The 25,965-nt window shown below is 45.4% G+C and carries 24 protein-coding genes and 2 pseudogenes; 11 read left to right on the top strand and 15 right to left on the bottom strand.

The window, feature by feature from the left end:
- Positions 1–5 precede the first annotated feature (5 nt).
- Positions 6–230 carry an alpha/beta fold hydrolase gene (locus tag MADE_RS21065; protein ID WP_470207101.1) on the bottom strand — a complete coding sequence of 75 codons (225 nt, stop codon included), beginning with the start codon at positions 228–230 and terminating at the stop codon, positions 6–8.
- A 207-nt stretch (positions 231–437) separates the two neighbouring features.
- On the opposite strand from MADE_RS21065, the gene arfB reads away from it, so the two are divergent.
- From arfB to MADE_RS18540, 4 genes and pseudogenes are all read left to right on the top strand, one after another.
- Positions 438–854 carry an alternative ribosome rescue aminoacyl-tRNA hydrolase ArfB gene (gene arfB, locus MADE_RS18555; protein WP_012519993.1) on the top strand — a complete coding sequence of 139 codons (417 nt, stop codon included), beginning with the start codon at positions 438–440 and terminating at the stop codon, positions 852–854.
- 126 nt (positions 855–980) lie between these two features.
- Positions 981–1,658 carry a hypothetical protein gene (locus MADE_RS18550; protein WP_012519992.1) on the top strand — a complete coding sequence of 226 codons (678 nt, stop codon included), beginning with the start codon at positions 981–983 and terminating at the stop codon, positions 1,656–1,658.
- A 125-nt stretch (positions 1,659–1,783) separates the two neighbouring features.
- On the top strand, positions 1,784–2,500 hold the full coding sequence (locus tag MADE_RS18545; protein WP_012519991.1) for a hypothetical protein: 717 nt from the start codon (positions 1,784–1,786) through the stop codon (positions 2,498–2,500).
- 296 nt (positions 2,501–2,796) lie between these two features.
- A pseudogene (locus MADE_RS18540) lies at positions 2,797–2,991 on the top strand (CC0125/CC1285 family lipoprotein); the annotation flags it as partial.
- A gap of 200 nt (positions 2,992–3,191) precedes the next feature.
- Here MADE_RS18540 and MADE_RS18535 read toward each other — a convergent pair.
- The 8 genes and pseudogenes from MADE_RS18535 to MADE_RS20745 all read right to left on the bottom strand — a co-directional run bounded on the left by MADE_RS18535 (position 3,192) and on the right by MADE_RS20745 (position 9,313).
- A complete protein-coding gene (locus MADE_RS18535) occupies positions 3,192–3,383 on the bottom strand; it encodes a CsbD family protein (protein ID WP_012519989.1) in 192 nt (63 codons plus the stop codon).
- Positions 3,384–3,577: 194 nt separating this feature from the next.
- Positions 3,578–4,351 (bottom strand): siderophore-interacting protein, encoded by a 774-nt coding sequence (locus MADE_RS18530; RefSeq protein ID WP_012519988.1) that lies wholly within the window; start codon positions 4,349–4,351, stop codon positions 3,578–3,580.
- Between the two features lie 370 nt (positions 4,352–4,721).
- A complete protein-coding gene (locus MADE_RS18525; RefSeq protein ID WP_012519987.1) occupies positions 4,722–5,942 on the bottom strand; it encodes an MFS transporter in 1,221 nt (406 codons plus the stop codon).
- Between the two features lie 725 nt (positions 5,943–6,667).
- A complete protein-coding gene (locus MADE_RS18520) occupies positions 6,668–7,138 on the bottom strand; it encodes a GGDEF domain-containing protein (protein WP_232362949.1) in 471 nt (156 codons plus the stop codon).
- Positions 7,139–7,397: 259 nt separating this feature from the next.
- Positions 7,398–8,195: an HAD family acid phosphatase gene (locus MADE_RS18515; protein ID WP_012519985.1), complete on the bottom strand. Its 798-nt coding sequence runs from the start codon at positions 8,193–8,195 to the stop codon at positions 7,398–7,400.
- A gap of 63 nt (positions 8,196–8,258) precedes the next feature.
- Positions 8,259–8,345, bottom strand: a pseudogene (locus MADE_RS21020) (hypothetical protein); the annotation flags it as partial.
- A 63-nt stretch (positions 8,346–8,408) separates the two neighbouring features.
- A complete protein-coding gene (locus MADE_RS18510) occupies positions 8,409–8,816 on the bottom strand; it encodes a YybH family protein (RefSeq protein ID WP_012519984.1) in 408 nt (135 codons plus the stop codon).
- Between the two features lie 320 nt (positions 8,817–9,136).
- A complete protein-coding gene (locus tag MADE_RS20745; protein ID WP_167539669.1) occupies positions 9,137–9,313 on the bottom strand; it encodes a hypothetical protein in 177 nt (58 codons plus the stop codon).
- A 115-nt stretch (positions 9,314–9,428) separates the two neighbouring features.
- On the opposite strand from MADE_RS20745, the gene MADE_RS18500 reads away from it, so the two are divergent.
- Entirely contained in the window at positions 9,429–10,199 is a 771-nt protein-coding gene (locus MADE_RS18500; protein ID WP_012519982.1) for a sulfite exporter TauE/SafE family protein, read from the top strand.
- An 83-nt stretch (positions 10,200–10,282) separates the two neighbouring features.
- Here the strand turns inward: MADE_RS18500 and MADE_RS18495 are convergent, their stop codons facing one another.
- From MADE_RS18495 to MADE_RS18485, 3 genes are all read right to left on the bottom strand, one after another.
- A complete protein-coding gene (locus tag MADE_RS18495; RefSeq protein WP_012519981.1) occupies positions 10,283–12,400 on the bottom strand; it encodes a TonB-dependent receptor in 2,118 nt (705 codons plus the stop codon).
- Positions 12,401–12,470: 70 nt separating this feature from the next.
- A complete protein-coding gene (locus MADE_RS18490) occupies positions 12,471–12,881 on the bottom strand; it encodes a hypothetical protein (RefSeq protein WP_012519980.1) in 411 nt (136 codons plus the stop codon).
- A gap of 62 nt (positions 12,882–12,943) precedes the next feature.
- A complete protein-coding gene (locus tag MADE_RS18485) occupies positions 12,944–14,266 on the bottom strand; it encodes a sigma-54 interaction domain-containing protein (protein WP_041912980.1) in 1,323 nt (440 codons plus the stop codon).
- 151 nt (positions 14,267–14,417) lie between these two features.
- Here MADE_RS18485 and MADE_RS18480 point away from each other — a divergent pair, with 151 nt between their 5' ends.
- The 6 genes from MADE_RS18480 (at position 14,418) to MADE_RS18455 (ending at position 21,873) form a co-directional block, all read left to right on the top strand.
- Positions 14,418–15,020 (top strand): Tll0287-like domain-containing protein, encoded by a 603-nt coding sequence (locus tag MADE_RS18480; RefSeq protein ID WP_012519978.1) that lies wholly within the window; start codon positions 14,418–14,420, stop codon positions 15,018–15,020.
- A gap of 370 nt (positions 15,021–15,390) precedes the next feature.
- The gene (locus tag MADE_RS18475) at positions 15,391–16,971 is read left to right on the top strand and encodes a cytochrome ubiquinol oxidase subunit I (RefSeq protein WP_012519977.1); all 1,581 of its coding nucleotides are present in this window, start codon (positions 15,391–15,393) and stop codon (positions 16,969–16,971) included.
- On the top strand, positions 16,968–18,104 hold the full coding sequence (gene cydB, locus MADE_RS18470) for a cytochrome d ubiquinol oxidase subunit II (RefSeq protein ID WP_012519976.1): 1,137 nt from the start codon (positions 16,968–16,970) through the stop codon (positions 18,102–18,104). Before MADE_RS18475 ends, cydB begins: the two co-directional genes overlap by 4 nt.
- Positions 18,105–18,114: 10 nt before the next feature.
- Positions 18,115–18,228, top strand: coding sequence for a cytochrome bd-I oxidase subunit CydX (gene cydX / locus MADE_RS20390; protein WP_012519975.1), 114 nt, complete (start codon positions 18,115–18,117; stop codon positions 18,226–18,228).
- 284 nt (positions 18,229–18,512) lie between these two features.
- The gene (locus MADE_RS18460; protein WP_012519974.1) at positions 18,513–20,213 is read left to right on the top strand and encodes an ABC transporter transmembrane domain-containing protein; all 1,701 of its coding nucleotides are present in this window, start codon (positions 18,513–18,515) and stop codon (positions 20,211–20,213) included.
- Positions 20,206–21,873 carry an ATP-binding cassette domain-containing protein gene (locus tag MADE_RS18455; protein ID WP_012519973.1) on the top strand — a complete coding sequence of 556 codons (1,668 nt, stop codon included), beginning with the start codon at positions 20,206–20,208 and terminating at the stop codon, positions 21,871–21,873. The genes MADE_RS18460 and MADE_RS18455 overlap by 8 nt, the downstream gene beginning before the upstream one ends.
- Here MADE_RS18455 and MADE_RS18450 read toward each other — a convergent pair.
- Genes MADE_RS18450 through MADE_RS18440 form a run of 3 tightly spaced genes read right to left on the bottom strand, consistent with a single transcriptional unit; the run spans position 21,863 to position 25,819 of the window.
- Positions 21,863–23,437, bottom strand: a complete 1,575-nt coding sequence (locus tag MADE_RS18450; RefSeq protein ID WP_012519972.1) for a sugar porter family MFS transporter — start codon at positions 23,435–23,437, stop codon at positions 21,863–21,865. The genes MADE_RS18455 and MADE_RS18450 overlap by 11 nt on opposite strands.
- 1 nt (position 23,438) lies before the next feature.
- Positions 23,439–24,440 (bottom strand): LacI family DNA-binding transcriptional regulator, encoded by a 1,002-nt coding sequence (locus MADE_RS18445; protein ID WP_012519971.1) that lies wholly within the window; start codon positions 24,438–24,440, stop codon positions 23,439–23,441.
- Between the two features lie 20 nt (positions 24,441–24,460).
- Positions 24,461–25,819, bottom strand: a complete 1,359-nt coding sequence (locus tag MADE_RS18440) for a GH1 family beta-glucosidase (protein WP_012519970.1) — start codon at positions 25,817–25,819, stop codon at positions 24,461–24,463.
- Positions 25,820–25,965 lie beyond the last annotated feature (146 nt).

The raw sequence follows: 25,965 nt of genomic DNA, 5'->3' as shown, positions 1-25,965 counted from the left end.
TCCCCTTATAACGGCTTGAAAACCCNGCTACCAGGCCGGTCAATGCTGTAAACCGTATAACGGTCAGCAAGGGTTTTTGCCAATTCGTTAAAGTTGTTACTATTGCCGAGTAAGCCGTGTATAAGCAAAAGAGACGGGCCGCTTCCTTGTTTCTGCCAGTGTATAATTCCGCCGGACACTGGCGTTAGTTTTCCTGCGGGTGTAAATGCAGATTCAATATTGCCATCCATTTTGGCAGTAAACCAAATAAGGCCCGCAAGGATACAAATGAAAACAAGTAGTGCAACAATCATGATGTATGTTCCATAATAGAGTGAAATTTAACCTAGCGGCTAACGCAAAGGGCGTCAAGTCAGCCATAGTGATAGAGCGCGATAACCCCAACAACAGCGGGTTAATGCAAAGCGTGTAAAGACAGCAAAATTTTAGGAACCAAGATGGAATTAAGAATTAGCCGCACTATTGCGATAGATGAGAGCGAAGCTGATCTGCAGGCTATTCGTGCGCAAGGGAGTGGTGGGCAGAATGTCAACAAAGTAAGTAGCGCCATTCATTTGCGGTTTGATATCCATGCCTCTTCTTTGCCCGAAAGATTGAAAGAAAAGCTGCTTCAAGCGAAAGATAAAAGGGTGACTAATGAAGGTGTTTTTGTGTTGAAAGCACAGAATTATCGTACCCAAGAGCAAAACAGAGAGGATGCTTTAGCGCGCTTAGTGGAATGGATAAAAGCAGCGACGATTGAACAAAAAACGCGTATAAAAACTAAGGTAAGCCGTGCGGCAAAAGCACGTCGGGTTGATGTAAAAAAACAACAGGGCGCAAAAAAATCAATGCGTAAGAAAGTGGAATTTTAGTCAAAACTAATCTAAAGTATGAGGCTCAAAAAAGGTCATTTCGCAAGACAACGGAAAATTCTTAAAACAATAAATGAATGTGTCTTGTGTTCATGCTAAATATTGGAACTTAGGGAAGCATACAAAGTGACGCGTTCGAACGTTATTCCTATGGTGCTATTTGCTGCCATAGTCATTTCGCTTGGGATTAACACACCGCAAGCTGCAAACGAGATCATCGCTCGTTTGTTCAATAAATCGATATCCAATACCGAGTTGCAACCATCGCAAGCTGATGTAGATCGTTTTCAATCTATTCTTACTGATAAGTCTGAAAAAGAAGTACGCACCATTTTAACTCAGCGTGCCCTTGGTAATAAAATTACAGAATCAGTGTTGGCTGACTTTGCAGACAAAAATGCCATAGAGCCAAATGAAGGCGAGGTGCAGTCAGCGTACTCGGTAATTAAGCTGTGGACAGTGGATCTGGACGGCAATAGTGAGTTTCAAGGTGAAGAGCTTGAGCGCTATCGTCTAGCTATGGCCCACGGTATGGCGAAAAGTTGGAAAGTTTCTAAAGCCTTGTACGAGGCGTATGGTGGCGACGTGGTTTTTCAGCAAGATAACCCGTTAACGCCGGTGGGCGCATACCAACAATTGTTTGAGCAATACCGCGAAAAGGGTGAGTTTGTTATCTATGATCCGGTATTCAAAGCAGCGTTTTGGAGCTCAGTTAAAATGAAATACGCCAAAACTTACGACCCAGACAATATTGATTTCTCACTTCCTTGGTGGGAAAAGAGCATGACTGCTGCAGAAAAATAAATTTTGAAAGCCCTGTTTTTACAGGGCTTTTTTTATTATTTCTAAAAAAAATCCTAAACTGCGGAATAAAACCTTTTCTTCATTCGTTATCTCATCGTCCTTTATGAAAAAACGGAGATAAACGGATGAAAAAGTTAAATACAGCAATTGCACTTGCTTTAGGTATTGCATCAACGTCAGTGATGGCTCAAGAAGCCGAAATTTCTTCGAATGCCTCAGTTAATGCGTCAAGTTCTACCTCTTTATCACTAGCTACAAACTCAAGTGATGAAACGACTAATCAGGCCTCTACACAAAGTAACGTATCAGCGCAGGGCTCAGCTAATGCTAATGGGCAAGCCACAACCGCTACTATGGAAAATGAAGCACCGTCTGAACAGAAAGAGGGCGATAACACCACACAAGAGGCTGCACAAGCTTCATCGTCGAACGCCAGCCTGTTAGCCAATGGCGCACAGTCGCTGTCTACTGAAACCGCACCTAGCGTAACAGCAACGGCTGAAACCGCGCTAAACGGGACATTATCAACGGCAACTAATTCTGCAACATCGACGGCAGCCGCTGCGTCAGGAATGCTTACAAACAGTGTCTCTGGCTCACTTTCAACGCTAAATGCAAGTGGCGCTGCATCTAACGCGCTATCTTCTAACGTTAATGGTGCAATAGGGGGCACCGCACAAGGAACCGTTGCGGATACCGTTCAAAGTACGGTAGCTGGCTCAGTTGAAGGGGCAGTATCAAGCACCGTCGAGCAAACGGTATCTACTACGGTTGAAGACGCGGTGACTACAACGGTTAATGAGAACGTTGCGTCAAGCATCTCAGGGGCGCTTGGTCTTTAGTACGGGATAACCACAACGGTTCACCTAAAGGAAAGACTTGAGTAACCTCAATGCGGCTTGCAAAGGTATTGACGCAAGCCGCAGCTTCGTAGGGGCTACGCAACGATTCGCTCTTTTGCGTTGTCACTCAAGTGATGCCAAGCCTATTCCACTCATGTTTCACCTTAGGTCTACTACATCACCAAAATCAGCTCCCATAGAACATTAATATTTATTTGTTGTAGGTAATGACGATGAAAAACCAATCTGCCCAATGCACACACATCAATAAACCAACGCTTGGCTCACACACAAGTGGCGTACTAACGTGTCGTACCTCGTATCACCCTACTACGCAATTTGAAACTGGAGTATTTGTGGGTGGTTCACAAAAAAGTGAAATCGAAAGTATTTTGAGTATTGAATTAGGCAAAGGCACCCGCCCGTCATCGGCAACGAGTTTTGACGCTAGGGAAGTCCGCGATAACCTACAGCCGAAAACAGAAGAGTAAGCAAAAGGTTAGCGTTAAAAAGAAGCGGGCTTGTCCCCTTCTTAATATGCGCGAACGATAGGCAGTAAAAAGGGCCGCAATATTCATGTTGCGGCCCTTTCTAATTCTAGCTTATTTCTAGCTCCCTTTGCTTACCCTATATATCGGGCAGCATATAATCGAAGCTCCTCTTGCTAAAAGTTTAAGCGTAGGTGAGGCAATTAATTGAAATATGCATCCACTTCTTTCTCAGCTTCATCACGGCTTTTACCGTATTCTTGCTGAATTTTACCTACTAGTTCTTCACGGCGACCGTCAATAACATCTAGGTCGTCATCGGTAAGCTTGCCCCATTTCTGTTGCACCTTACCTTTCATCTCTTTCCAATTACCTTCAATACGATCATTGTTCATAACGTGCTCTCCTTATCTAAACAACTGGCTAAAAAACTGGTCATAGAAAACCGGCCAGTTACTTTAACTGCAGCAAGTCATATTCCAATGTGTAGGCTACTGAAATGTCGGGGTTTTTAATAAATTAAGGGGCAGAGGCTTAAGTGGTTTTATGCAGGATTTACAACGCGTTGCAAACCCTACATGGGGCGAGACTAGTTTAATGTCTTGGCAAAAGCGTCACTATCCTGCTTTTTATCTATCTTATGCTGATCTTCACTGCGCCCTTTTTTCCAATAGCTACTAATATAGATATGCTCATGAACCACTTCTTTATCATCCTTGAGCCAGGTTCTTATTGCCCTCATATCTGAAAACTCGCATGCTACCCATATGCTCGGCGTGCCGTCTAGCCAATCGAGCTCTGCAAGACACGTTGGGAGTGATTGGGTATGTTCCCATATTATAGAGACGCCTTTAGGTTTACTTAGCGCAACCTTGTCGTTTTCATCTTCAATTTGGATGACGGCGTACCCTTTTGCGTTTGAGGGAAGTTCGGCAAGGTGGTTTCGAATACTCGGCAGTGCGGTCATATCGCCGGCGAGTAAAACCCAGTCATAGTGGTCGTTTAGGCCTTTGCTGGTGCCAGGGCCTGCTAACGTAATGGTATCTCCAGGCTGGGTTGAAACAGCCCATGCTGAGGCGGGGCCAGTAATACCATTGTCGGCATGCACAACCATATCAATTACCATTTCTGGTTTTGTCGCGTCAAAGCTGGCAACGGTGTAAGTACGCATGGCAACTTTACTCATTTCTGTAGGGTGCGGTAACGGGTTCCCGTTAAGATCAAACATAAGCTTTACATACGCGCCCGCTGATACAGAGGGAAAGGTGCGTAAGTCGTCACCACCTAAATAAATCCGCTGCATAGTGGGGGTTATACGAACAGATTTGGTCACTGTAGCTTGACGTGGTTGCGGTTTAGCCATTCCCTTCTCCTTTAAACTAAAAACGTTATTTTATTTGTTAATGATTCTCATTACCATATCTAAAGGTGGAACGAAAAAGAATATTAAATTCGGGTTTATCGATTGATAGAAGGAAATACTAATAGGCTTGGGAGTAAACTCGAGACAAAGAAAAAGGGGCATGAAGCCCCTTAAAAAACCACAACATAACTTGGAAAACACATTTACACACCACAAAGACGCACACTCAACGACTTCATGTACTTAGTAAGATAGCCTAAATCACAAAAGGTTCCGCTTAATTAAAAATAAAAGGTAAAAAAATAAATACCTTTCTTATTTGTAAACAAAGCAGACGCCAAATGGGTATAGCCAAGCCCTTGCTATTGCACTAGTTATTAGTAGATTGTTTGACGTGCCTAAGCGTGATAAAAGTCATGCAGGCCGTTACCGCTAATAAAAGCGATGCCGCTGCAAAAGGGTAAGCGATATTTATCTGGTAGATAAATGCGGCGAACGGAGGCCCTACGATATAGCCCATGGCGGTCGTTGCCGTAATCAGACCCGTGATCCTAGCTTGCTGTCCGGGCGCACAAAAGGTGGTTGCCGCAGCGGCAAGTGACGGATAGGCCATACCCATACCTAAGCCCATCAGAGCCATAGCCAGGTACAAAATAGTCAGTGAATGTTGTAGAAATAGAAGTAAATAAGCAAGAGCTAGTAAAGGTAAGGCAAGGGTAATCATGGTTTCTTTACTTATTCGCCCTTTTTGTACCCATCCAAATTGCACGGTAAGTGAAGTAGCAGCACTCACCATCATAGCAAAGCCAACCTGTTGGGCTGCATCTACAGGGGTAAAATGATAGTAATCAATGAAGAAGAACCCTAGGGACTGTTGCATCATTGCCATGGCGCAAAACACACAAATACACGCCGCCACAAATATATACGGAACGATAGTTTTTGCTTCTTCATCGCGTTTCAGATCAGCAGATGTCTTTTGTGCACCTAAGGGCGGTAGGTCGGGTAGTTTAAAATAAACAAGCGTCAGTGCTAACAGCGTTAACAGCACGATACTGTATAAGGGGGCGAGTAGGCCAAAACTCACCAGCAGTCCAGCGTAAGCGGGGCCGATTATTTGGCCTACGTTACTTGCGGAGGTAACCTTACTGATGGCGCTCACACGTGTTTCGGGTGTGCTTATTGCTATGGCATAGCCCACCGCCGAAGGGGGCGTGGCAGACATAATAGTTGATTGCATGCTGCGACTTATCAACAAGGCAAGAAATAAGTTAGTGCCGCTTATTAACCCAGAAAACCCTGCCATCCAAGCGCTTGCGAATGCAAACGTACCTAAGCTATAGCCGGTAAGGCCTACCATAAGAATACGCTTAAACCCTGCTCTTTTGGCCACTTTGCTCCATAAATTGGTACCAAAGGCGAAAATAAATGCTGAACTCGACATAATCGTTGCGATGTGAAATTCAGTAAGATTTGCTTCACGGCCCATAGATGGCAGGGTGGTAAGCATAACGCTTTGCCCCACAGACGTGGCAAGTAAGGCGCAAAAAAGCACTTTAAAAACAAGGGTGGAAGACGGTGGCAGTGGCACGCTATCGGCTCTTAAAATAAGGCTATAGAACCCGAGTATTCTATCATAAGTACAGATAAAAAAATGCCCGCCAAAGGCGGGCCAAAATCAGAGGTATGTAAAGGCCGGGATGGGCCTTTGAGGGGAGAGGGTAGTCGTCGAGTGACAACTCACTAATAACGTCGACGACGTTACCAGTGTCCTCACTATGGTTCTGCCGAAACAACACACATGTATTTCAACAAATCCAAATAGGGTCAACAATCCCTTGCTGCACGAGACATCACTGTCAGTGCTTACGATGTAGGTACTCCTGAACTTGTTTGCAATCCCTATGAAACAAGTGCGATGCATCCTGCGAGTTTATCTAGGTTTTCTTTTCCCTAACCTCATCATCGACCAGCAAATAACGAACCTTCAACAGTCATCCTAAAGCTATAATACTGACGTTTCCGTTTATCCTTGGCGACCATTCCATGCACTTCCTATGTCGTCACCTTCAGTATTTTTTCACTTACGCAGTTTGGCCTCTCCGTCGCTAAAGCCTTCCTGGCTACAAGCTGCACTCTATCATTATCCGTTAGTCTAATGTATGCGTGATCTGTGCCAAATAACTAGATTAGGATTAAAATTGTTTAATATTTTGTTTTTAAAAGTTTTTTTGCGTAGGGTGGGAAGTGTGAGCTGAGTGAAGGTCACGAGAACGCAAATGACAGTGTATTTTTTTCACATCAGGTTGTATGAAATTACAAACAGGTAAATACGACTATTTTGTCTCTACCGGTTTCTTTAGCTTCGTAAAGCGCGCCGTCGGTTTTCTCTAAAACAGAAGAAATGCTTTGCGCTTCTGTAAGTAATAAAACACCCGCTGAAAAAGTGAGTTTGATTTCCCCACCTAGTGCTTTAATAGAAGCGTCTTTCAGTGATTGACTGAAGGTTTCAAGCTGCTTAACGGTCTCGCTTACATCGACACCTTGAAAGATAAAAAGAAACTCTTCGCCACCTAGCCGTCCCATATCAACACTCGCCGAGAAGTTTTGCTTTGCTGTAGCAGCGAAGAGTTTTAGCGCATCGTCGCCCACACAATGGCCATACTTATCATTAATAGTTTTAAAAAGGTCGATATCTAACATTGCCACTGCGCATTTATTGCTTTTATGCGGTAATTCATTCATACGAGCTTCAAGTAGCTCTATCGTCTTACCCCTGTTGAACAAGCGAGTTAATGAATCCGTGGTGGCGATTTTCTCCAACTTTCTTCAATAACAACTATAGGTCATTTTTGCGCGTTAGAAAGAATTTATAAAAACTCATTTTGTATAAGGTGACTATTCAGCCAGCGGTGGTAGACGTATCAAGGTGTTTAACATAAATGCCACAACATTATTTTTCTCAGCCGTACAATGCGTAAAGCACGTAGAGCGAGTATTGCAAGTCAGCGAATGAGGATCCGCTGACTCGCTATTTCTGGTGTTGTTACCAAGAGCCGTACATTGGGTTTGGCAGAATGAAAATGTCTGTACCTACACGTGGCATTAGTGATTCGATATCGGCAGACTCTTGAGTTACGCCGCCCACGTCTTCAATGTTATCGCCAACTTGCATGATAATAGTATGAGGCGCTGCCCAGGTTGATGCCGCGTCTGTCGACGTATTTGAACATGCGATCTTGCCTTGGGTGAGCTGCATTCTGCGCAAGTCTTTGTCGTTAACCATGCCTTCGTGGCCCACCGCTTCTTTGTCTTCAGCAGTTCGGCCGACAACACACGTATTGCTGGCGGTAAGCGGCAAACCATGCGCCAAGAGGTTATTCCACGTGTGGTTATCAAGCTGCTTGTTACGATTCGTAATAAGCGCAACCTTGCCATTTCGCTCAATAACCTCGTCGATAAAATCAGCGACACCAGGAACCAATGTTGCTTCTTCACGTTTTACCCAATCAGCCCAGCTTTTTGAAGAATACCCCAAGCCGGCACTTTCCCGTTCTTTTTGGTAGGTGCTGTTGTCTAGTACGGTTTCATCAACATCCATGACTACAACGTCGCCATTCTCAAAACGCGTAGGAAGCGCTGCAACAGCTTGGTTATACACAAAGCTTGAAAGAACAGGGTACTCTTTGCTGCTAGTCTGATAAACCACGGCGTTTGAAAGGGTATGCGCTTTTTCACCAGCAAGCGGGGTTGATGCTGTAGACGAGCACGCCGCGATAGCTGATACTGCAGCGCTGATGCACACTGCTTTACTGATATAAGAGAGTTTGTCTAAAGATAACAATGGTTATTTTCCTTTTATCCTTTCTTCTGTCTACCGGTTTCAACACCCAAGCTATGCTTGAATTTATCGATGAACTGAGCTTGATATTTCAGCGACGGCATTGTGTGCACGCAGACTTTCTTGATGTTCTACTTTTACACGAAAATGGGGTGCTTGGTAATACGTACTTAACGCTTCAAGTAGTCGCCTTACCGAATCCTCCGTGCCAAAGGTTTATGCAAAATCCAGCAAATCAGTACCGAAGAAGTTATCGATGATACAGCGCCATTCACCACTCGCATCTTTTTGTAAGACATAAACGGCCCGTTTGCCCTCGCAGGGTAGGGCGTTGGGCGTAGCTTTTGGCACTAGGTAAAGCTTGGCGACGACTAGCGCCACATCACCGGCTTGTATAACCCGCTCATCCCCTGTTGTGACAAAATGTTCGGGCATAAACTTCTTTTGAAATTTAAGTAGGGCGTCAATGCAGTCGCGTTGACTGGCATGTTGATGATTATCTGTCGACATGGGGGTGGCTACCACTTTTGCGTCGGTAGCATAATATTGGGATAAGGCGTCTTGATCGCCACGGTTTACTGCGTCGTGAAGCTGCTGTAATACGTGAGATATTGGATTGTTCATGGCTGTCGTTCCGTTTTTTAACCGCAAGACGAGCCAATAAAAAACCCGCCTTTGCGGCGGGTTTAGTGAATTCTATTTACGCACTAGCTAACCCGCCCATTCCTTAGAATAGCGAGAATAATAATCAGCGCAGACGCTGAGAAAGCAGTATGTATATTAGTGTTTTTAGGCATAGTGGTTAAAAACAGTGTGCTGCTAGTGAGTATTTAATGACCTGAGTATCCTGCGCACGAAAAAGAAAGTCAACGTGTTTTTCAGGTGAATAAATTAGACCCGTTTGGCTTGGTGGTTAAGCGGTGAGAATTGGGTTTGATGCTAGTTTAGGCTTCAAATATGGTAATGCGAATAGTGGAGCCTAGCTTTAAACAGTCACAAATATCTTTATCAGTAAAGCCACTGTCATGGAGAATTTGCCTAGCAACAAGCTTGGCATCTTTTGTACTATCCCTATTACTCAATATTTGAAGTGCTTTGTTTAAGTAGTTAACTGAAGGCATGATAACAACCTTATCTACTACACTTTGTTGCTGGTTATTAATTGAACGAATAAAGGTGGCATTGTGATCACTAAAACGTCGTAAAGGCATCACAAATTATGATGGAGTTCAAATCTTGGATTTACTTTATAACTGGTTAACGGCTAATGGCGCGTTGTCGATGTCAACGTCGGTGGTGCTTGTTGTTTTGTCGTTCTTTACATCAATGATGACCGCAACGTTGGGTATTGGCGGCGGGGTGTTATTACTGGCAGTAATGGCTGGTACTATGCCGGTTAGCGCACTGATCCCCGTTCACGGTCTGGTACAGCTTGGTTCAAACGGAAACCGAGCACTGATGACGGTGAAGCATATCGACTGGCGTATGCTGAAGTATTTTTCTTTGGGCGCAATCGCTGGTGCTTTCTTGGCATCGTTTATTGTGATTCAACTGCCGCTGGTTGTTATTCAATTTGCAGTCGCGGTATTTATTTTGTTTCTAGTGTGGGGGAGCAAACCTAAAGCACAAGAAATGAGACCCGCGGGAAGGACGCTGGCGGGGTTGGTGACCACCTTGGTTTCAATGTTTGTAGGAGCGACAGGGCCTTTAGTGGCGGCATTTGTACACCGAAATAACTACAGTAAAATGCAGATAACCGGCACCTTAGCCAGCTGCATGACACTCCAACATGGCCTTAAAGCATTTGTCTTTACTTTCGTGGGTTTTTCCTTTGCACAGTGGGCTGGGCTTGTCATTGCAATGATCGTCAGTGGCGCACTTGGCACGTTTTTAGGGCTCAAAGTGTTAAAGCGTGTGCCGGCTGAGAAGTTTATGCTGACGTTCAAAATCGTGGTGACGCTATTAGCCCTACGTCTTTTATGGCAGGCTACAGAGAGCTTTCTTTAATTGAAAAAACGAGAGCTTAAGAGGCCTGCCTCTTAAGCTCAATAAGTTCTGTCATTTACAGTTTATCGCTTTCTTTCCACTATTTAGAAACGATAGCTCAAAGACAAATGCCACTCGCGCCCAGCACCGGGCACCCGCTCACCTACTTCTGCACCAGCATTCATTACGCGGTTAATTCCGGCTGTATGTGGGGCATACTGTTTGTCAAACAGGTTATGAATACTGGCCGTAAGCTGAAGATTTGTGTGCGCATTATCAAAAAGTGCTAAAAGCCCAGAGATATGAAATAAACCATAACCTGCTGTCGATGCTTCATTTTGCAGTGCTGAAACATGATTTTGTGCGCCGACTAACTCAGATGTAAGCTGCATTTGAAGTGGCGCATCAAATACCTGAGTATTCCATTGAACTGTTGTTGTTAAATGCTCTGGCGCAATGCGGAACAAAGCATCGTCAATGTCATCACGGTTACCATGCTGGACGGTTGCTACTGCTTGCACACTCAAGCTATCGGTAAGCTGGCCTTGTATTGTCATGTCGGCACCCTTGATAACAGCATCGGTATTCGTCCACTGAAACGGCTCAGTAAAAGCCATCATAGAAGACACCATGTTTGCCGCCATATTCGTACTAGGTGAGCCGGTGATGTAATCCTCTATATCTTGGTAGAAAAGTCGGGGTGATATGGTCCAACTTTCATAGTTGTAATCAATTCCTACCTCTATTTTGCGCGCGGTCTCATTTTCTAATTCAAGGTTGCCAATGTAATTAAATCCGTCGGCCATACCCCCGGAAATGCCAAGCGGTAGCCAGGTGTAGCGTTCAAAGTAGGTTGGAGCGCGATTTTTCTGAGAAATACCAATTACGATATCAAGCGATTCGCTCGCATGGTATCGGGTGGTAGCGGCCATATCTAACATGTTGTAGTTTTCGTCACGCTCAGCAGCATTAAAATTACTGACTAACGTAGCAATTGCTGGATTCATCATCACCATGTTAGAACCCGCTTCTCCAGCATCCATAGTAGTAAAGGTGTATCGCGCACCATAAGTAGACGAATAGGCTTCTGTATTTACTGTCCACTGGGCATAAACACTCGCGGTATCTCTTTTTGCATTAGTAAAATTATCGACAAAGAACATACCGTTGTTGGGGTTAGTAATTACAGAATTGTTTCGGCTGTGATGTAGGTAAGCGCCAAATTCAAGCTCGCCACTATTTAACGGCGTCACGTACTTGGCATCCAACCCTTGAGCAATAGCGTCAGCGTTGTTTTCGCGGACCATGCTCTCAGACATCACCATGCGCTGGGAAAAGTTATCCATGGCATGTTGGTTACTGTTGCCAAACCAATTTATAGCAAAGTATTCAGACTCCCCAGCGTTGTAGCGATAACCGACCCGGTACCATGCAGCATCGATGAAACCTATATCCATAGCGAGGGCGGGCGTACCGCTTTCATTCGTATTTAGCCGTTGGTAGCTGGCGTCGAATTGGTGTTTTCCCCATTCATAGCCAAGTCTAAATTTACCGCCATTTCGCTGATAATAGCTGTTGGGTATAACGATGTTATTACCAGACTCTCGTTCGTCACGCTGCTGATGCATAAACGCGCCACTAAAGAAAGCCTGGTCCGTTTTGTAAAGTACATTGCCCTGATACTGTTGCCCGCTACCTGGGGCAATTACACTGGCATTTACACTACCAGTAATATCGTTATCTAAAGCAAAAAGCGATGCTGCATCGGCGTTGATACGCAGTTTGCCGCCTAATGTTTGTACGCCAGCACTCACCGGTACAATACCCCGATACAAGGTAGCGGTAAGCCCTGGTTCTGGCAAAATGTGGGATAATGGTGAGTCCATTGAGTTGGGGCCAGCGCCTGTTATGTCGACGCCGTCGATGGATACGCCGACTCTATTGCCAAACAAGCCTCGATATTGAATGAGGCCTGTAACCGGGCCGTTTCGCGAGATAGAAACTCCGGGCAGTAGTGCTAACTGATCGCCAAAATCAGCGTCTATGTTGGTTGCGGCAGTTACCGCTTCTCGCTCTATTTCCTTCACATCATCATTAAGCGAAGAACCAATCACTGTAATCACTTCTGTTGAAGCGCTATCAATGAACTCAGATGTGTTTGCATAAACGTGTGCAGATGTGCAGGCAGCTGTAACAGCGAATGCCAATAAAGAATACTCCATAACAATTCCATTAAATAAACGAACTATATGCACGGCTAAACCATGCGTGTTAAGTGTGTTTTAGGTGTTGTTATGCGAGAGGTGGGGCGCGGCCTAGCGGCGCCGCAAAGGCAAAAGATGTGTAGGGTGCTGCTGCAAGGCGAGACGCTAAGGCGCGATAGCGCACAAGCGATATCACTACCCATGCATCTGCGGGTACGTTGTCAATATGAGGGAGGTCGGCCAACGTGCCGTTGGTACAGTCTACGTGCTCAACAGGCGCTTTTAGTAGCTCGGGGCTTATAAATACAAATTCACCTTCAAGCTCTGTTGCACTTACCGATATATAACGCATGGTTTTGCCAGTACAGATAAGTTCAATATCATCGCTCACGAACCCACGGGCATGCTGCATAGTATGCGAAGCAAGGCCTATTGCTAATGCATTTTGCAAGAGCATACAAAGGCAGAGTGTTAAGGCTGTCAGGCGTTTATTCGACATTATTTATCTTTTTACGGAGCGCATTTTTATCATAGCGTGCTATGGACGAATATTTCCATATTTTAATTAAGTTCTTTAACACCGGCTTTTTTTAGTTTTCGGTAAAGCGTGCGGGTGCTCACGCCTAGTGCGTCTGCGAGGCTGTTTATATCGCCTTTAAAGGTGCTTGCTACCTGAGCAAGATAAGTGTCTTCTACCTCGTTCAGAGTCATAATATCCTTGCCAAGATTAACTCCGTTTGTTGTTAGTGGGTATTGATCGTTTCTACCCTCCATTGAAGCGTTATCCTCGCCGATGAACTCGTCTAACACGGGGAGGTCCGACTCGTAGATCACGGGCTCATCGGCAAGTAATACTGCTTGATCAACGATATTGCGCAACTCGCGAATATTGCCCGGAAAGGCGTAGCTGCTTAATTTTTCGAGGGCTTTTTTATGAAAACGCTTTTTCTCGTGGGACTGGGCTAAAAAATGCGCTGCAATCAGTGCAATATCTGACTTTCTTTCTCGTAAGGACGGAAGATTGATAGGGAAGCCGGCTATTCGATAGTAAAGGTCACGCCTGAATTCCCCCTTTTCGACCATTTGCTTTAAATTTTTATGCGATGCGCACACCAACCGAAAATTGGCTTTCTTCGAGATCACGCTTCCCACAGGGCGGTAAGTTTGGGTTTCAAAAAGCCTTAGCAGCTTCACCTGCATGGCGAGCGGAATATCGCCTACTTCGTCAAAAAATAGAGTGCCACCCTCAGCCGCCTCTACCAGTCCTTTTTTATTGGTGGTTGCGCCCGTAAACGCTCCTTTTTCATAGCCGAATAACTCGCTTTCAAGTAAAGCATCAGACAACCCAGTGCATTCAATAACAACGAAGGGTTTTTCAGCCCGATGGCTACTTGAGTGTAGAGCCTGAGACACCAGTTCTTTCCCGGTTCCGGTTTCACCAAACAGTAAAACAGATATATCTGAGTTCGCAGCGCGGTTAATTTTATTCAGCATCGTTTTAAATGCCTCTGACTCGCCAATCATTTTTCCAGCAGAGGGGCGGTTAGACGCAAAGGCAAGCTTATCTAGAATCTCCAGATAACCTATTAAATCCCCGTGACCGTCGAAGATTGGGCGCATCAGAATGTCGCAGTAGCTTTGGCCCTCGCTGGTGGTATGGATATGCACCACACTTGCTGCCCGGCCCGACTTTTTACTTTCCTGCATAGGGCACTGCTCGCCGCATTGGTCACAGGGCTTATTGTTTCGATGAGATACCTGATAACAGGTGCTATACCCGAGCTTTATATCGACAGGGTAAGTATCTCTGTAAGGCGTATTGACCGCCTCAATAATGTAATTTTGATTGATGAAAATAGCGGGCTTGTCTATTGCATCTATCATTGCTTGTACAATTGATATGTTCATTGTCAGCGTATTAGTTAATGCTACTTTTATCCTGCCAACTTAACATATTGGCATAGAGCTTGTTCATTGTTTTAGTTGAATCACAATGTCTGAGTGCCAATACTTCAGTCAATAGGAGAGTTACACAATGAAAAAAAGCATCTTTTTAATTGCGTTAGGGTTAGCCGTAAGCGTCGGGTGCCCTTTCGCTAATGCACAAAACGATGAGCTGGCTGACAGCGAAGTACAAACAAAAGTGAAGCAGGCAAGAGTTCACGCTAAAGCCCTTGGTGGAGCGCTTAAATCTAGGCTAAAACAGGCAATTCAGTCTGGCGGTTTGGAAGCGGGTGTAGAAGAGTGCAAGTTGGCCGCCGAGCCTATCGCCGAGGGGCTTAGCCAAAATGGGTGGGAAGTAGGACGTACTGCACTTAAAGTGAGAAACCCGAATAACGTGCCAGACGAGTGGGAGCGCGAGCAACTAGCGCTTTTTGCCTCTCTATTGGAAAAGACTAAGCTAGAGGAAAAACAGCCGTCTACGCCTATAGATACTTATAAGTATGACAGTGACAGTGGCGAATTCCGGTACATGATGGCTATTCAACAAGGCCAGGTTTGTATGGCGTGCCACGGCGCCCAAGTTGCACCTTCAGTAAAGGAAACCATTTTAAAGCATTACCCTAAGGATGAGGCCACAGGCTTTGAACTTGGTGAATTGCGCGGCGCGTTCACGCTGACCTATTCGCCACAGTAACAACTTAAGTTAATTTTGTATCAGCTAAAGCAAGAGCTCTTTTCTCAACCGTTTTAAACAACGATACAACGTCCCCGTCTCCTTTTTATTTGTGTCAATTTTGTCGCCAATAGTGACAAAATTGGCGCAAGATTCATATTAGATCCTTGCGATGGATCAAAGTGCGCAACTTTTGCCATGGAATAATTGTCCTGCACAGTACGAATAGACTGTCATTCATCAGCTGTTGGTTCAGATTAACGAGAAAAGTGATGAATGGCATAAACCGTGCTCTAGCTGTGTTGAATGTTCATGTGATAACCACTGAATAACCAATAAATTCACTTAAGGTCAAGCGCTTATCGCGCACGAGAGACGAGGGAGATAACCCATGAGCGATACGTTAATAGAACTATCGCGGTGGCAATTTGCATTAACTGCGATGTTCCACTTTATTTTTGTACCCTTAACACTAGGGCTAAGCTTTCTACTTGCCATTATGGAGTCAGTTTATGTAATGACAGGTAAAGAGATATACAAGCAAATGACCCAGTTTTGGGGAAAGCTGTTTGGTATTAACTTTGCTATTGGCGTAGCCACAGGCTTAACCATGGAATTCCAGTTCGGCATGAACTGGTCATACTATTCCCACTATGTCGGCGATATCTTTGGCGCGCCTCTGGCTATTGAAGGGCTGATGGCCTTCTTCTTGGAGTCTACCTTCGTGGGCCTGTTCTTTTTTGGCTGGGACAAAATGTCTAAGGTGAAGCACCTTATGGCTACTTGGTTAGTTGCCATTGGTTCTAACTTCTCAGCGCTTTGGATCCTAATCGCTAATGGCTGGATGCAGTACCCGGTAGGCGCTGAATTCAACTTTGAAGCTATGCGTATGGAAATGACCAGCTTCGCAGACGTTATTTTTAATCCGGTAGCACAGGTTAAGTTCGTTCATACGGTTTCAGCAGGCTACGTGACCGGTGCCATGTTTGTATTGGCAATTTCTAGCTACTATCTACTGAATCACAAGCATATTGCGTTTGCCCGTCGTTCGTTTGCGATTGCAGCTAGCTTTGGCTTAGCGGCTACCTTGTCAGTTATTGTTTTAGGTGATGAAAGTGGCTATGAACTAGGTGACGTGCAAAAAGTGAAATTAGCTGCAGTTGAAGCTGAATATGAGACGCATCCCGCGCCAGCACCGTTCACTGTTTTTGGTATACCTAACGATGAAAAAGAAAAAACCGAATACGCCCTTCAAATTCCCTGGGCAATGGGCATTATCGCAACACGCTCGTTAACCGAAGAAGTGAAAGGTATTAAGGATCTTAAAGAAGAGAATCGCGAGCGTATTTTAAGCGGCATCAAAGCTTATGAAGTGCTTGATGACGTAAGAAATGGTACCGCAACGGCTGAGCAGCGCGCCGCATTTGAAGCCAACAAAGACAGTCTTGGTTATGCAATGCTGCTTGAACCCTATACTGACGATGTTTCAAACCCATCAGAAACGGCAATTCAACAAGCTGTTGATTATAGCATTCCACCGGTGGCCCCGCTATTTTGGAGCTTCCGCATCATGGTTGCTGCAGGTTTTATTATGCTTGCATTGTTCTTGTGTGCTTTTTACTACAGCACAAAACACAAAATCACCAAGCCTCGCTGGCTATTAAAAGGTGCACTGTATGGCCTACCACTTCCATGGGTTGCGTGTGAAGCAGGCTGGTTCGTTGCTGAGTATGGTCGTCAACCATGGTCTATCGCAGAAGTATTGCCAGTGCATACCTCGGTGTCTAACTTGGCAATTAGTGACGTGGTAATCACCATTATAGCCTACACCGTTTTCTACACAGCGATGTTCATCATTGGCTTCTATCTAATGAAGAAATTCGCGAAGAAAGGTCCCGTTCCACCGGAAGATAAAACGACTGAAACCGAACTTGATCTTATTGACCTTGATGAGCAAGGAGCAAAAGCATGATTGATTATGAACTGCTAAGAGTCATTTGGTGGTGCTTAGTTGGCGTACTGCTAATTGGGTTCGCCGTCACTGACGGCTTCGATTTAGGGGTGGGCGCACTGCTTACCCTCATCGGAAAAAATGACAAAGAACGTCGCGTGATGATTAACACCGTCGGGCCTCACTGGGACGGAAACCAAGTGTGGTTTATTACGGCTGGTGGCGCCATTTTTGCGGCGTGGCCAATGATTTATGCTACCGCGTTTTCAGGTTTTTACCTTGCTTTAGCATTGACGTTAATTGCTCTATGGATGCGTCCTATTGGTTTTGATTACCGCAGTAAACTGCCAAACCCACAGTGGCGCAAAGCGTGGGACTGGGCGTTGTTTGCTGGTGGCATCATTCCTTCGCTCATATTTGGTGTGGCGTTCGGTAACCTGCTGCTAGGTGTGCCCTTTGAATTAGATAACACGCTTAAGTCAACGTATACCGGGTCATTCTTTGGTCTTTTAACACCGTTTGCTTTAGTGAGTGGCCTACTTTCAGTCGCTATATTGCTAAACCACGGTGCAACCTGGCTACAAATGAAAACCGATGGCTTTATTGAAGTTAGAGCCCGCGCCGTGTCAGTAATATTAAGTCTGGTAGGCGTTGCATTGTTTGTCATTGCAGGTTTTTGGGTAGCATTTGGTTTAGATGGCTTTGTCATCACCTCATCAATTGACACCATTGCTACATCGAACCCGCTTAAGAAAGAGGTAGCTATTGAAGCGGGCGCTTGGATGAGCAATTACAGCAAATATCCTTTCATGGTGATAGCACCTGTATTAGGTGTAGTAGCTGGCCTTGCCTGCGCGTTCTTCTCTAAGAAGGGAAATGCAGGTATGGCGTTTGTGTCAAGCGCACTATTTATCACAGGCGTAATTTTAACAGCGGGCTTCTCAATGTTCCCGTTCTTAATGCCAAGTATCACCATGCCAGAAGCTAGCCTTACGGTATGGGATGCAACGTCTAGCCATATGACGCTAAACGTTATGTTCATCGTTGCCTGTATCTTTGTGCCTATTGTACTGAGCTACACTGCCTATAGTTTTTATGTGATGCGCGGTCGTATCAAAAACGACGACCTCGACCAATCTCACACTATCTATTAAGGAGATATTTATGTGGTATTTCGCTTGGATATTAGGTGTTTTACTGGCGTGCTCTTTCGGCATTATTAATGCGATGTGGTTGGAAGCAACGGAAAACATGGATAGACCCGAAGACCAAGAGTAGAAGTGGAGGTAGGCTGGCCGCAAGAACACGCCGTGAACCCATCCGTGGGGGCTTCGCAGCGGCATCCCTGCCGCTGAGAGTTCTTGCAGCCAGTCCACCACCACTTCGAAGAGAAAGTGAAAAAGAAGCGCGGAATTATTGAGAGGTGGAGGAGGGCTTTTTTGCAGCCAGCCTACCACTTCAAAAAAAGTTAAAAATAAACGAAACAACAAAAAAGATAGAAACGAACAGTGACTAAAGAAAAGATTGCCAGCAGACAAACACTTACTAAATGGTGTAAGGAAATGGATAGCGCGCAATCGCTTGGCTTGCGCCGTTCGCTTATGTCACAGGTAGCGGTTAAGTGTTTGTCGCTTTTTTCTTTAATTATTGGCTTTTATTACTTTTCTAATATTGCTCAAGACTGGGTGGTGAATAAAACGCACGCTACCCGTGGCGATATAGTAGGGCTTTCTATCTGTTTAGCGTTGTGCTGGTTATTCCAAGGCGCGTTTAACGCCCTTTCCAGTAGGGGGAAGGTGAAGGTACTTGATAAACTTGAAGCACATTTGAAACAGGTGTTTGTGGCGCGTCAGCATGCGCTAATTCGCCAGCACTCTGTTTATTACTGGCAAACCCTTTGGCTGCAGCACATACAGGCTTTTACTGATTGGGCGCTAGAATATCGCGTGCAGCAAATGATCGCTGTAATAGTGCCACTGCTGGCTTTGGCCGTTATTTTCTATGTAAACCCCGTGATTGGGCTTGGTTTGCTACTGACACTGCCGGTTGTGCCACTTTTTATGATCATCGTGGGGAAAGGAGCGGCAGCCTTGCATCGCAAGCACTTTGTTGCGCTTGAACGACTGGGCAGTTTGTTTACTGACCGCTTGGCCGCACTGCCCATGTTGGCAAGTTTTCAGGCCCATCAAAAACAAACTGACCTGCTGAAACAAGCCAGTGAAAACTTAAATGCGCGAACCATGAAAGTGGTGAGTGTGGCGTTTCTATCTAACAGCGTCCTCGATTTTTTCGCCACGCTTGCCGTGGCCTTAGTGGCAGTATTTATCGGTTTTTCATTGCTGGGCGAATTAACTATTGGGCCAGCAATAACATTACAGCAAGGTTTGTGGGTGCTGCTTACTGTTCCCCTGCTATTAAGTGAAATGAAAAAGTTGGGTCAGGTATATCATCAAAAAGCACAGGCAGAGGCCGCGCAAGACGAACTATATCCTTTATTTTCTATTCCTATTCAAGTTAAAACGCATTCAGACGAAAAGGTGGGAAGCTATTTTGAAAGTATGAATAAACGACCAAGTGAATCTTTGCTTGCAGCCTCTCACTTTAACGTTTTTGAGATGGACGCGTCTCTTTATAGTTCATTATCTTCTTGTGAAAGCGAAACCCCAGTGCTGCTCTGCGCAGATAGCCTTAATGTTTCTAAAGGCGATAAAATTTTACTCAGTGGCGCTTCAGGCTCAGGAAAGACGCTACTTCTAGAAGCACTGGGTGGGCAGCGCCCCGCTTCCCACAAATTTAACGAACCGGTTGTGTGGATCACTCAGCACCCCGTGGTTACACCAGGTTCGGTACGAGAGAACCTATGCCTTGACGATAGCTATACGGATGAAGCGCTTAACGAGGTACTGCAAGCGGTAGAACTCGGGCCGTGGCTAGCGTTATTGCCTTATGGGTTAGACACGGTAATGACAGACTACCCATTACTGTCTGGAGGCGAAGCGCAGCGCCTGTCCTTGGCTAGAGCATTGCTTAGAAATGTTAATATATGGCTATTGGATGAGCCAACAGCGCATTTACCAGATTCCCAGCATCATAGACTGGCCCAACTCATCAACCGCTTAGGTGAGAATAAAACGCTTATATGGGCTTCACACAAAGCACTGCCCGCCAATTGGTTTACACACTTCTGGGCTATTAAAGACGGTAAGGTAAAAGTCGCTTCAATGGTTAGCCAAAACGAAAGGCAGGAGGCAACAAATGAATAATACGAAACCTGCCTATATAACGTTATTGCTCGCGCTACTGCATGGTGTAGCAGGCATAAGCATCTTGGTTATTTCTTCTTGGTTTATTGCCGTCAGTGCAATTGCGCCTGTGGGCTTTAACTATGTCATTCCTGCTGTTGTTATCCGCGCACTCGCGCTACTTCGCATTGCATCAGGCTACGCCAGTATGTGGGTAGGTCATAACGATTTGCTGGCGCGGATAGCCAATATAAGGTTGTCTGTATTTAGTCAGCTTGAAAACACGCAAATTAATGAAAAAGCATTAACGACAGAAGCGCTAGCACAACACACAGAAGAGCTTGCTAGCCGCTGGATTGCGTGGATAGCGCCACTATCTAGCGCAACGTTTATTTTTACGTGTCTTTGTGTCGTGGCTGTGGGGTTTGGCTTTCCTGGGGCAGGATTGCTTATTGCACTGTTTGTTGTGTGGTCAATCGCCTTGGTATTACAAGGGGTAGGGGCGCTTCGTATCGCTAAGCGTGCGACTCACGCCAATGCCCGATTTAGACAAGCGTCAACCAACTTTCTAAACAGCAGTGCTATCTGGCATTTAAGTACAGCGTTTACGAATACACGCGAAGGCAAAACGACCTGCGCAGATGAAAGTCATACTTTGCAAGGTCTAGAACACGACGTTGCCACAAACCGAGAGGCCGCAGAGGTAAGCGCTCCAGATATAAATATAAAAGACGTGAGTGCTAAAGTAGTGTGGCACGAAAAGATAGCGCAAAAAAATACCGCGGATCGCACGGCGTGGTGGTTTCAAGGGGTGGCGTTTCTATTGGTTGTGCTAACGATGTCAGGGGCCTTTTCCATCACACAGACGCTGCTTTTTGCACCCATCGCGATTGTCGTGCCTATGGTATTACTTGCGGCGCCCGATTGGGCGGGAAACGCTTTTTCAAGCATATCTAAGTTTGCGCAATACAAGCAAAGTGTAAAAGCGCTTCAGCAGATGAAAGCGACGCCCATTAAAATGCTTTGTGAAAGAGAGATAAACACCGCGGTAACGTTAACTGAGTTTTCGGTAACAGGTCGTCGCACGAGCAAGGTGAATACGAACTTGCCAGCAAGAGGCGTGGTTTGTGTTTCAGGTGCGTCTGGTTGTGGTAAGTCATCTTTGCTTCAGGGTCTCGCGGGGTTGCTTCCTGCTGACGGGAAACGAGAGATTGACGGTGTTAATATGCCACCTGGCTTAGTGACAAACTGGCGCTATGTTGAGCAAGAACCCGTTATATTATCCGGCAGTCTTGCCTTGAATTTAGACCCTGCTGGAAGGTGCATATCACACAGTGAATTCATTACGCTAATGCAAGAGTTAGGGTTGGAAAAGCTTTTGCCTTTAACGACGTGGGTAGGCAAAGCCGGAAGACCATTGTCTGGTGGTGAAAGAAAGCGCGTCGCGCTAGCTCGGGCTATTTTGGCTAAACCACGGGTACTACTTGTTGATGAGCCGTTCGAAGGCTTAGACATTCACACACAACAACGTGTGTGTGACGTGTTAAACCGCTATGCTACCGATAAGTTAGTTGTAATTGCTTCACATGTCACCCCTAAAGCCCTTGTGGTGCAAAAAAACGTACAGTTAGACGAAGCGAGCATGGTTGCCGTTAACGGTGAACATCGCGCTACTTTGTAGCGAACTGCTCGAAGTCCTTTGTAATGTCTTCCAGGCTTCTTCCTTTTGTTTCAGGGAAGAGCTTGGCGACCAGTATCAAGCTCACTAAAGCAAAGCTGCCGTATATGGCAAAAGTGGCGGCAGCCCCTAAATTGGCGAGCTCCCATGGGAATACCATTTGAACCAAGAAGCTTGTGAGTGAATTCACCATACCCACCAAAGAAATAGCCAGTGCCCGAGTTTGGTTAGGAAATATCTCGGCCAGCATGGCCCACATAACAGGGCCCAACGACATAGCGAACGAAGCAACAAAGGCAATGATGCCAAAAAGCACTAACGGCGCATTCATATTAATGCTGCTGGTAAGTAATGGCTGTTGATAAGTGTCGAATTCGTCGCTTGAAAGCACACGCTTAAGAGCGCGTTTAAACGCCACGTCTGAATAATAGGTATCGCTGGTTAACGGGGCTAACTTACTTGCTGAAGCGGGCGCGCTATGTTGAATTTCATCAATGGCCGATTGCTGTATTTGGTAAGTCGCTTGTTTAAAGCCATAAGTGCAAATAGCCATGCTGATAACCACGCCGGTTAGTCCTATTATCAACAAGGGTTTTCTGCCCCACTTGTCGATAGTAAGCATGGCCACAAGGGTAAACGCCACGTTTACCACCCCAATCAATACAGCCTGCATAAAGGCGGCATTCGTGCCTACACCGCTTTGCTCAAATATAGTGGGGGCATAAAAAAAGATAACGTTGATGCCGGTAATTTGTTGGGCAATGGCAATGATGATGCCCACCATCAAAGGAAAACGCATGGCTTTGGTTTTTAGAAAGCCGAGGCGTTCGCGCAGTGGCCACGATTTTTCTTTAAGGGACGAGGAAATGTCTTCGACCAGCACCTTTGCCTGTGCGTGGTCGAGCAAGCGGTTTATGACCTGCTCAGCTTCTTGGTGCTTGCCCTTTAACACTAACCAACGAGGGCTACGAGGTATAGTGAACAACAGGCTAAACCATACGATGGCAGGCACAATTTCTAAGCCCAACATATAGCGCCACAAATGGGTATCAATGCCCCATTCATTCACCCAAGGCGCACCGCTGTTACTAAGCTGCAATAAATAGTAGTTAGTGAAGTATGACAGAGCAAAACCAAACACGATATTAAGCTGATTGACCGAGACCATTTTGCCGCGGTTTTTTGGCGCACTGATTTCTGAAATATAGAGTGGCGCGATAATAAGCGAGCAAAATGCGATGCCCCCAATAAAGCGAGAGAGCACGAGCAGCTCAAAATTAGGCGCGAGGGCAGAACCCACCGATGAAAGCAAATAAAGAAAAGCAACAAGAATAAGTGCTTTGCGTCTGCCAATAGCATCGCTAACGCCGCCTGCAAATAACATGGCGATAAGAGCACCGAGCGTAGGCGAACTTACCACAAAGCCTTGTTGCCAATCGCTTAAGCCAAATTCTGCATCAATAAACCCATTAGCTCCTGCTATTACACTGGCATCGAAGCCGAATATAAACCCTCCTAGAGAGACAATAAGTGTGTAATACAGCGACGGAGACAGGGCTTTATTCATTTTATAAGTTGCCTAATGTGTCCCTATCAATCATCTCTGGAACGAATAGATGCTCAATGGGAATGGGGCTTTTAATGTCGTAAACATGTTCTAGCACCCAGAAAGCCGCCATTTCGCCCATTGCGTTAATAGGGTTATTGATAGTCGTGAGTTTAGGGTAAAGGTAGCGTGAAAAAAGCACGTTATCGAAACCGATAATGGAAAGCTGATCTGGAATATCAAACCCCGCTTCCCGTGCGGCTGTCATTGCGCCTGATGCCATTTCATCGTTTGCACAAACAAGTGCAGTTAACTCAGGGTAGTTTTCCTGTAGATAGAGCATGCCTTCTTGGCCCGAAGACTCATGGAAGTCACCTTCAAACATGCTAGTTTTGGCAAAAGGAATTCCAGCCTCTTCTAGCGCTTTCTTGTGGCCAGAGAGACGGTCGCTCGCGTCTTTTTTAAACAGCGGGCCGCTAATATAAGCAATGTGTTTGTGGCCGGCGTCGATAGCCGCTTTTGTCGCTAGATAGCCACCTTGCTCATTGTCGACGACAAAGCAGTTTTCATCTAGTTCATCTACTTTGCGATTTATCACAACAACATGAATTTTACTGTCGACAAGCTTTTTCAAGTAGTCATCGGACACGGCTTCCGCGTGTAAAATTAGCGCGTCACAGCGGCGGCTTTTTAAAAACTCAATGGCCTCGTGCTCTCGCTTTTCGTCAACGTGCCCAGCAGTAATAATGACGTGTTTGCCATTTTGTTTGAGTACGTTTTCAACGGTACTCATCAAATCACCGAAGTAAGAGCCATGCAGTTCCGATACAAGCAATCCAACGCTGTTGGTCCGGTTCGATGCCAGAGACTGCGCAATAGCGTTAGGCTGATAGCCTAGCGATGCCATTGCGTCTTCTACCTTTTTACGGGTGCGTTCGCTTACCTTCGCGTTTCCATTCATAACACGAGAAACGGTAGCGAGAGATACGCCTGCTGCTTCTGATACTTGGTAAATTGTTGCCATACGGTTTTTAGTACTTGTCCTTATTTGATACCGCTAATGTACCCATTTATCCGGCTCTTCACCAGTTTTGAATAAGCCAAAGCACTTTGTTTTAACGTGCGTTTTTGGGTTTTGTAATCGACGTAAACAATGCCAAAGCGCTTTTTGTAGCCTAGCGCCCATTCGAAGTTGTCCATTAAGCTCCAGGCAAAGTAGCCTCGTATATCAACACCTTGTTCGATAGCACTATTCACCGCATTAAGATGGGTATGAAAGTATGCAGTGCGATCGTCATCGTTTACCTCGCCATTAACAAGCTCATCATCCATAGCGGCACCATTTTCAGTAATGTAAATAGGTGGCAAGGTGTAACGTTGGTGAAGGTCTACGAGTAATTCGGTAAATGCATCAGGTGTGATTTCCCAGCCCATTGCGGTTAATTCAGTGGTTGTTGGTGGAACCACTTCAAACCAATCGTTATCAGTACCTTCGTACACCGTACGGGTGTAGTAGTTAATTCCCAAATAGTCGATGGGTTGCGAGATGATCGCCATATCACCTTCGTGAATATCAGGCTTATCTGCATCATCAAGTCTATCGATTACCTCAGGATACTTACCTTCGACAATGGGCGTTAAGTACCATTGGTTGTGATAATCGTCAGCGAGCTGTGCTGCACGCTTGTCTGCTTGAGAATCAGTGGCGCCATGACAGGTACTGAAATTAAGAACGATGCCGTTTTGGCTATTAGGGCAATACTTATTCAGTACCTTTAAAGCTAAACCGTGAGCTAGAAGCAAGTGGTGGGCAGCTTTTCGGCCGTTGCCAACACCTGTTATTCCAGGTGCGTGGATACCGACTTCATAACCTAGGTAGGCTGAGCAAAATGGTTCATTTAACGTGGCATAAGCATGCACTTTTTCGCCCAGCGCGTTTGCTACCACTTCAGCATACTGCGCGAATGCGTAGGCTGTATCTCGATTTAACCAGCCCCCTTGGTCTTCTAAATACTGAGGCAAGTCCCAGTGGTAAAGCGTAACGAACACTTTCATACCGCGGCGCTTAAGCTCATCAACCAAGTTGATATAAAAACGAATGCCTATTTCATTCACGGTACCGTCTTGGTTCATCACACGAGGCCAAGAGATAGAGAGTCGGTAAGCGTCCACACCTAAATTATCGATAAGCGCAACATCTTGTTTCCATAATTCAATGTGTTTACATGCTTCATCGCCGTTAGTGCCGTCCTCGATGGTATTTTCTTGGGCGCAGAACGTGTCCCAGATACAGTCTAAGCGGCCGTTCCGGTCGCCCTCTATTTGAAAGCTAGAGGTAGCCACACCAAACAAAAAGTCTTTCGACAACATCATTGAGTTGGAGGGTAAGTTAATTTCTTGCATCTTAGAGGTGTCCTGGCATTAACAAACTTTTCATATTGGCCGCATAATCATTTGGTCAAATAACATGATATTTACATTGAATTAGAAAGCGCTTCATGTAATTATTTACTTTATGTAAGCGCTTACAAAAAATTTTAAGATGAGAT

It is taken from the genome of Alteromonas mediterranea DE, from assembly GCF_000020585.3.
Lineage (GTDB): Bacteria > Pseudomonadota > Gammaproteobacteria > Enterobacterales > Alteromonadaceae > Alteromonas > Alteromonas mediterranea.
Note: the sequence above shows the minus strand (reverse complement) of the source record. Positions and strands in the feature narration are given on the sequence as shown.

Coding starts and splice junctions, on each gene's coding strand:
- MADE_RS18490 (WP_012519980.1), bottom strand. CDS start 12,881: ATGTCGAATAAACGCCTGACAGCCTTAACACTCTGCCTTTGTATGCTC.
- MADE_RS18450 (WP_012519972.1), bottom strand. CDS start 23,437: ATGAATAAAGCCCTGTCTCCGTCGCTGTATTACACACTTATTGTCTCT.
- MADE_RS18535 (WP_012519989.1), bottom strand. CDS start 3,383: ATGAACAATGATCGTATTGAAGGTAATTGGAAAGAGATGAAAGGTAAG.
- MADE_RS18510 (WP_012519984.1), bottom strand. CDS start 8,816: ATGAACAATCCAATATCTCACGTATTACAGCAGCTTCACGACGCAGTA.
- MADE_RS18440 (WP_012519970.1), bottom strand. CDS start 25,819: ATGCAAGAAATTAACTTACCCTCCAACTCAATGATGTTGTCGAAAGAC.
- MADE_RS18480 (WP_012519978.1), top strand. CDS start 14,418: ATGAAAAAAAGCATCTTTTTAATTGCGTTAGGGTTAGCCGTAAGCGTC.
- MADE_RS18530 (WP_012519988.1), bottom strand. CDS start 4,351: ATGGCTAAACCGCAACCACGTCAAGCTACAGTGACCAAATCTGTTCGT.
- cydB (WP_012519976.1), top strand. CDS start 16,968: ATGATTGATTATGAACTGCTAAGAGTCATTTGGTGGTGCTTAGTTGGC.
- MADE_RS20745 (WP_167539669.1), bottom strand. CDS start 9,313: ATGCCTTCAGTTAACTACTTAAACAAAGCACTTCAAATATTGAGTAAT.
- MADE_RS18545 (WP_012519991.1), top strand. CDS start 1,784: ATGAAAAAGTTAAATACAGCAATTGCACTTGCTTTAGGTATTGCATCA.
- MADE_RS18495 (WP_012519981.1), bottom strand. CDS start 12,400: ATGGAGTATTCTTTATTGGCATTCGCTGTTACAGCTGCCTGCACATCT.
- MADE_RS18475 (WP_012519977.1), top strand. CDS start 15,391: ATGAGCGATACGTTAATAGAACTATCGCGGTGGCAATTTGCATTAACT.
- MADE_RS18455 (WP_012519973.1), top strand. CDS start 20,206: ATGAATAATACGAAACCTGCCTATATAACGTTATTGCTCGCGCTACTG.
- cydX (WP_012519975.1), top strand. CDS start 18,115: ATGTGGTATTTCGCTTGGATATTAGGTGTTTTACTGGCGTGCTCTTTC.
- MADE_RS18445 (WP_012519971.1), bottom strand. CDS start 24,440: ATGGCAACAATTTACCAAGTATCAGAAGCAGCAGGCGTATCTCTCGCT.
- MADE_RS18485 (WP_041912980.1), bottom strand. CDS start 14,266: ATGATAGATGCAATAGACAAGCCCGCTATTTTCATCAATCAAAATTAC.
- MADE_RS18460 (WP_012519974.1), top strand. CDS start 18,513: ATGGATAGCGCGCAATCGCTTGGCTTGCGCCGTTCGCTTATGTCACAG.
- arfB (WP_012519993.1), top strand. CDS start 438: ATGGAATTAAGAATTAGCCGCACTATTGCGATAGATGAGAGCGAAGCT.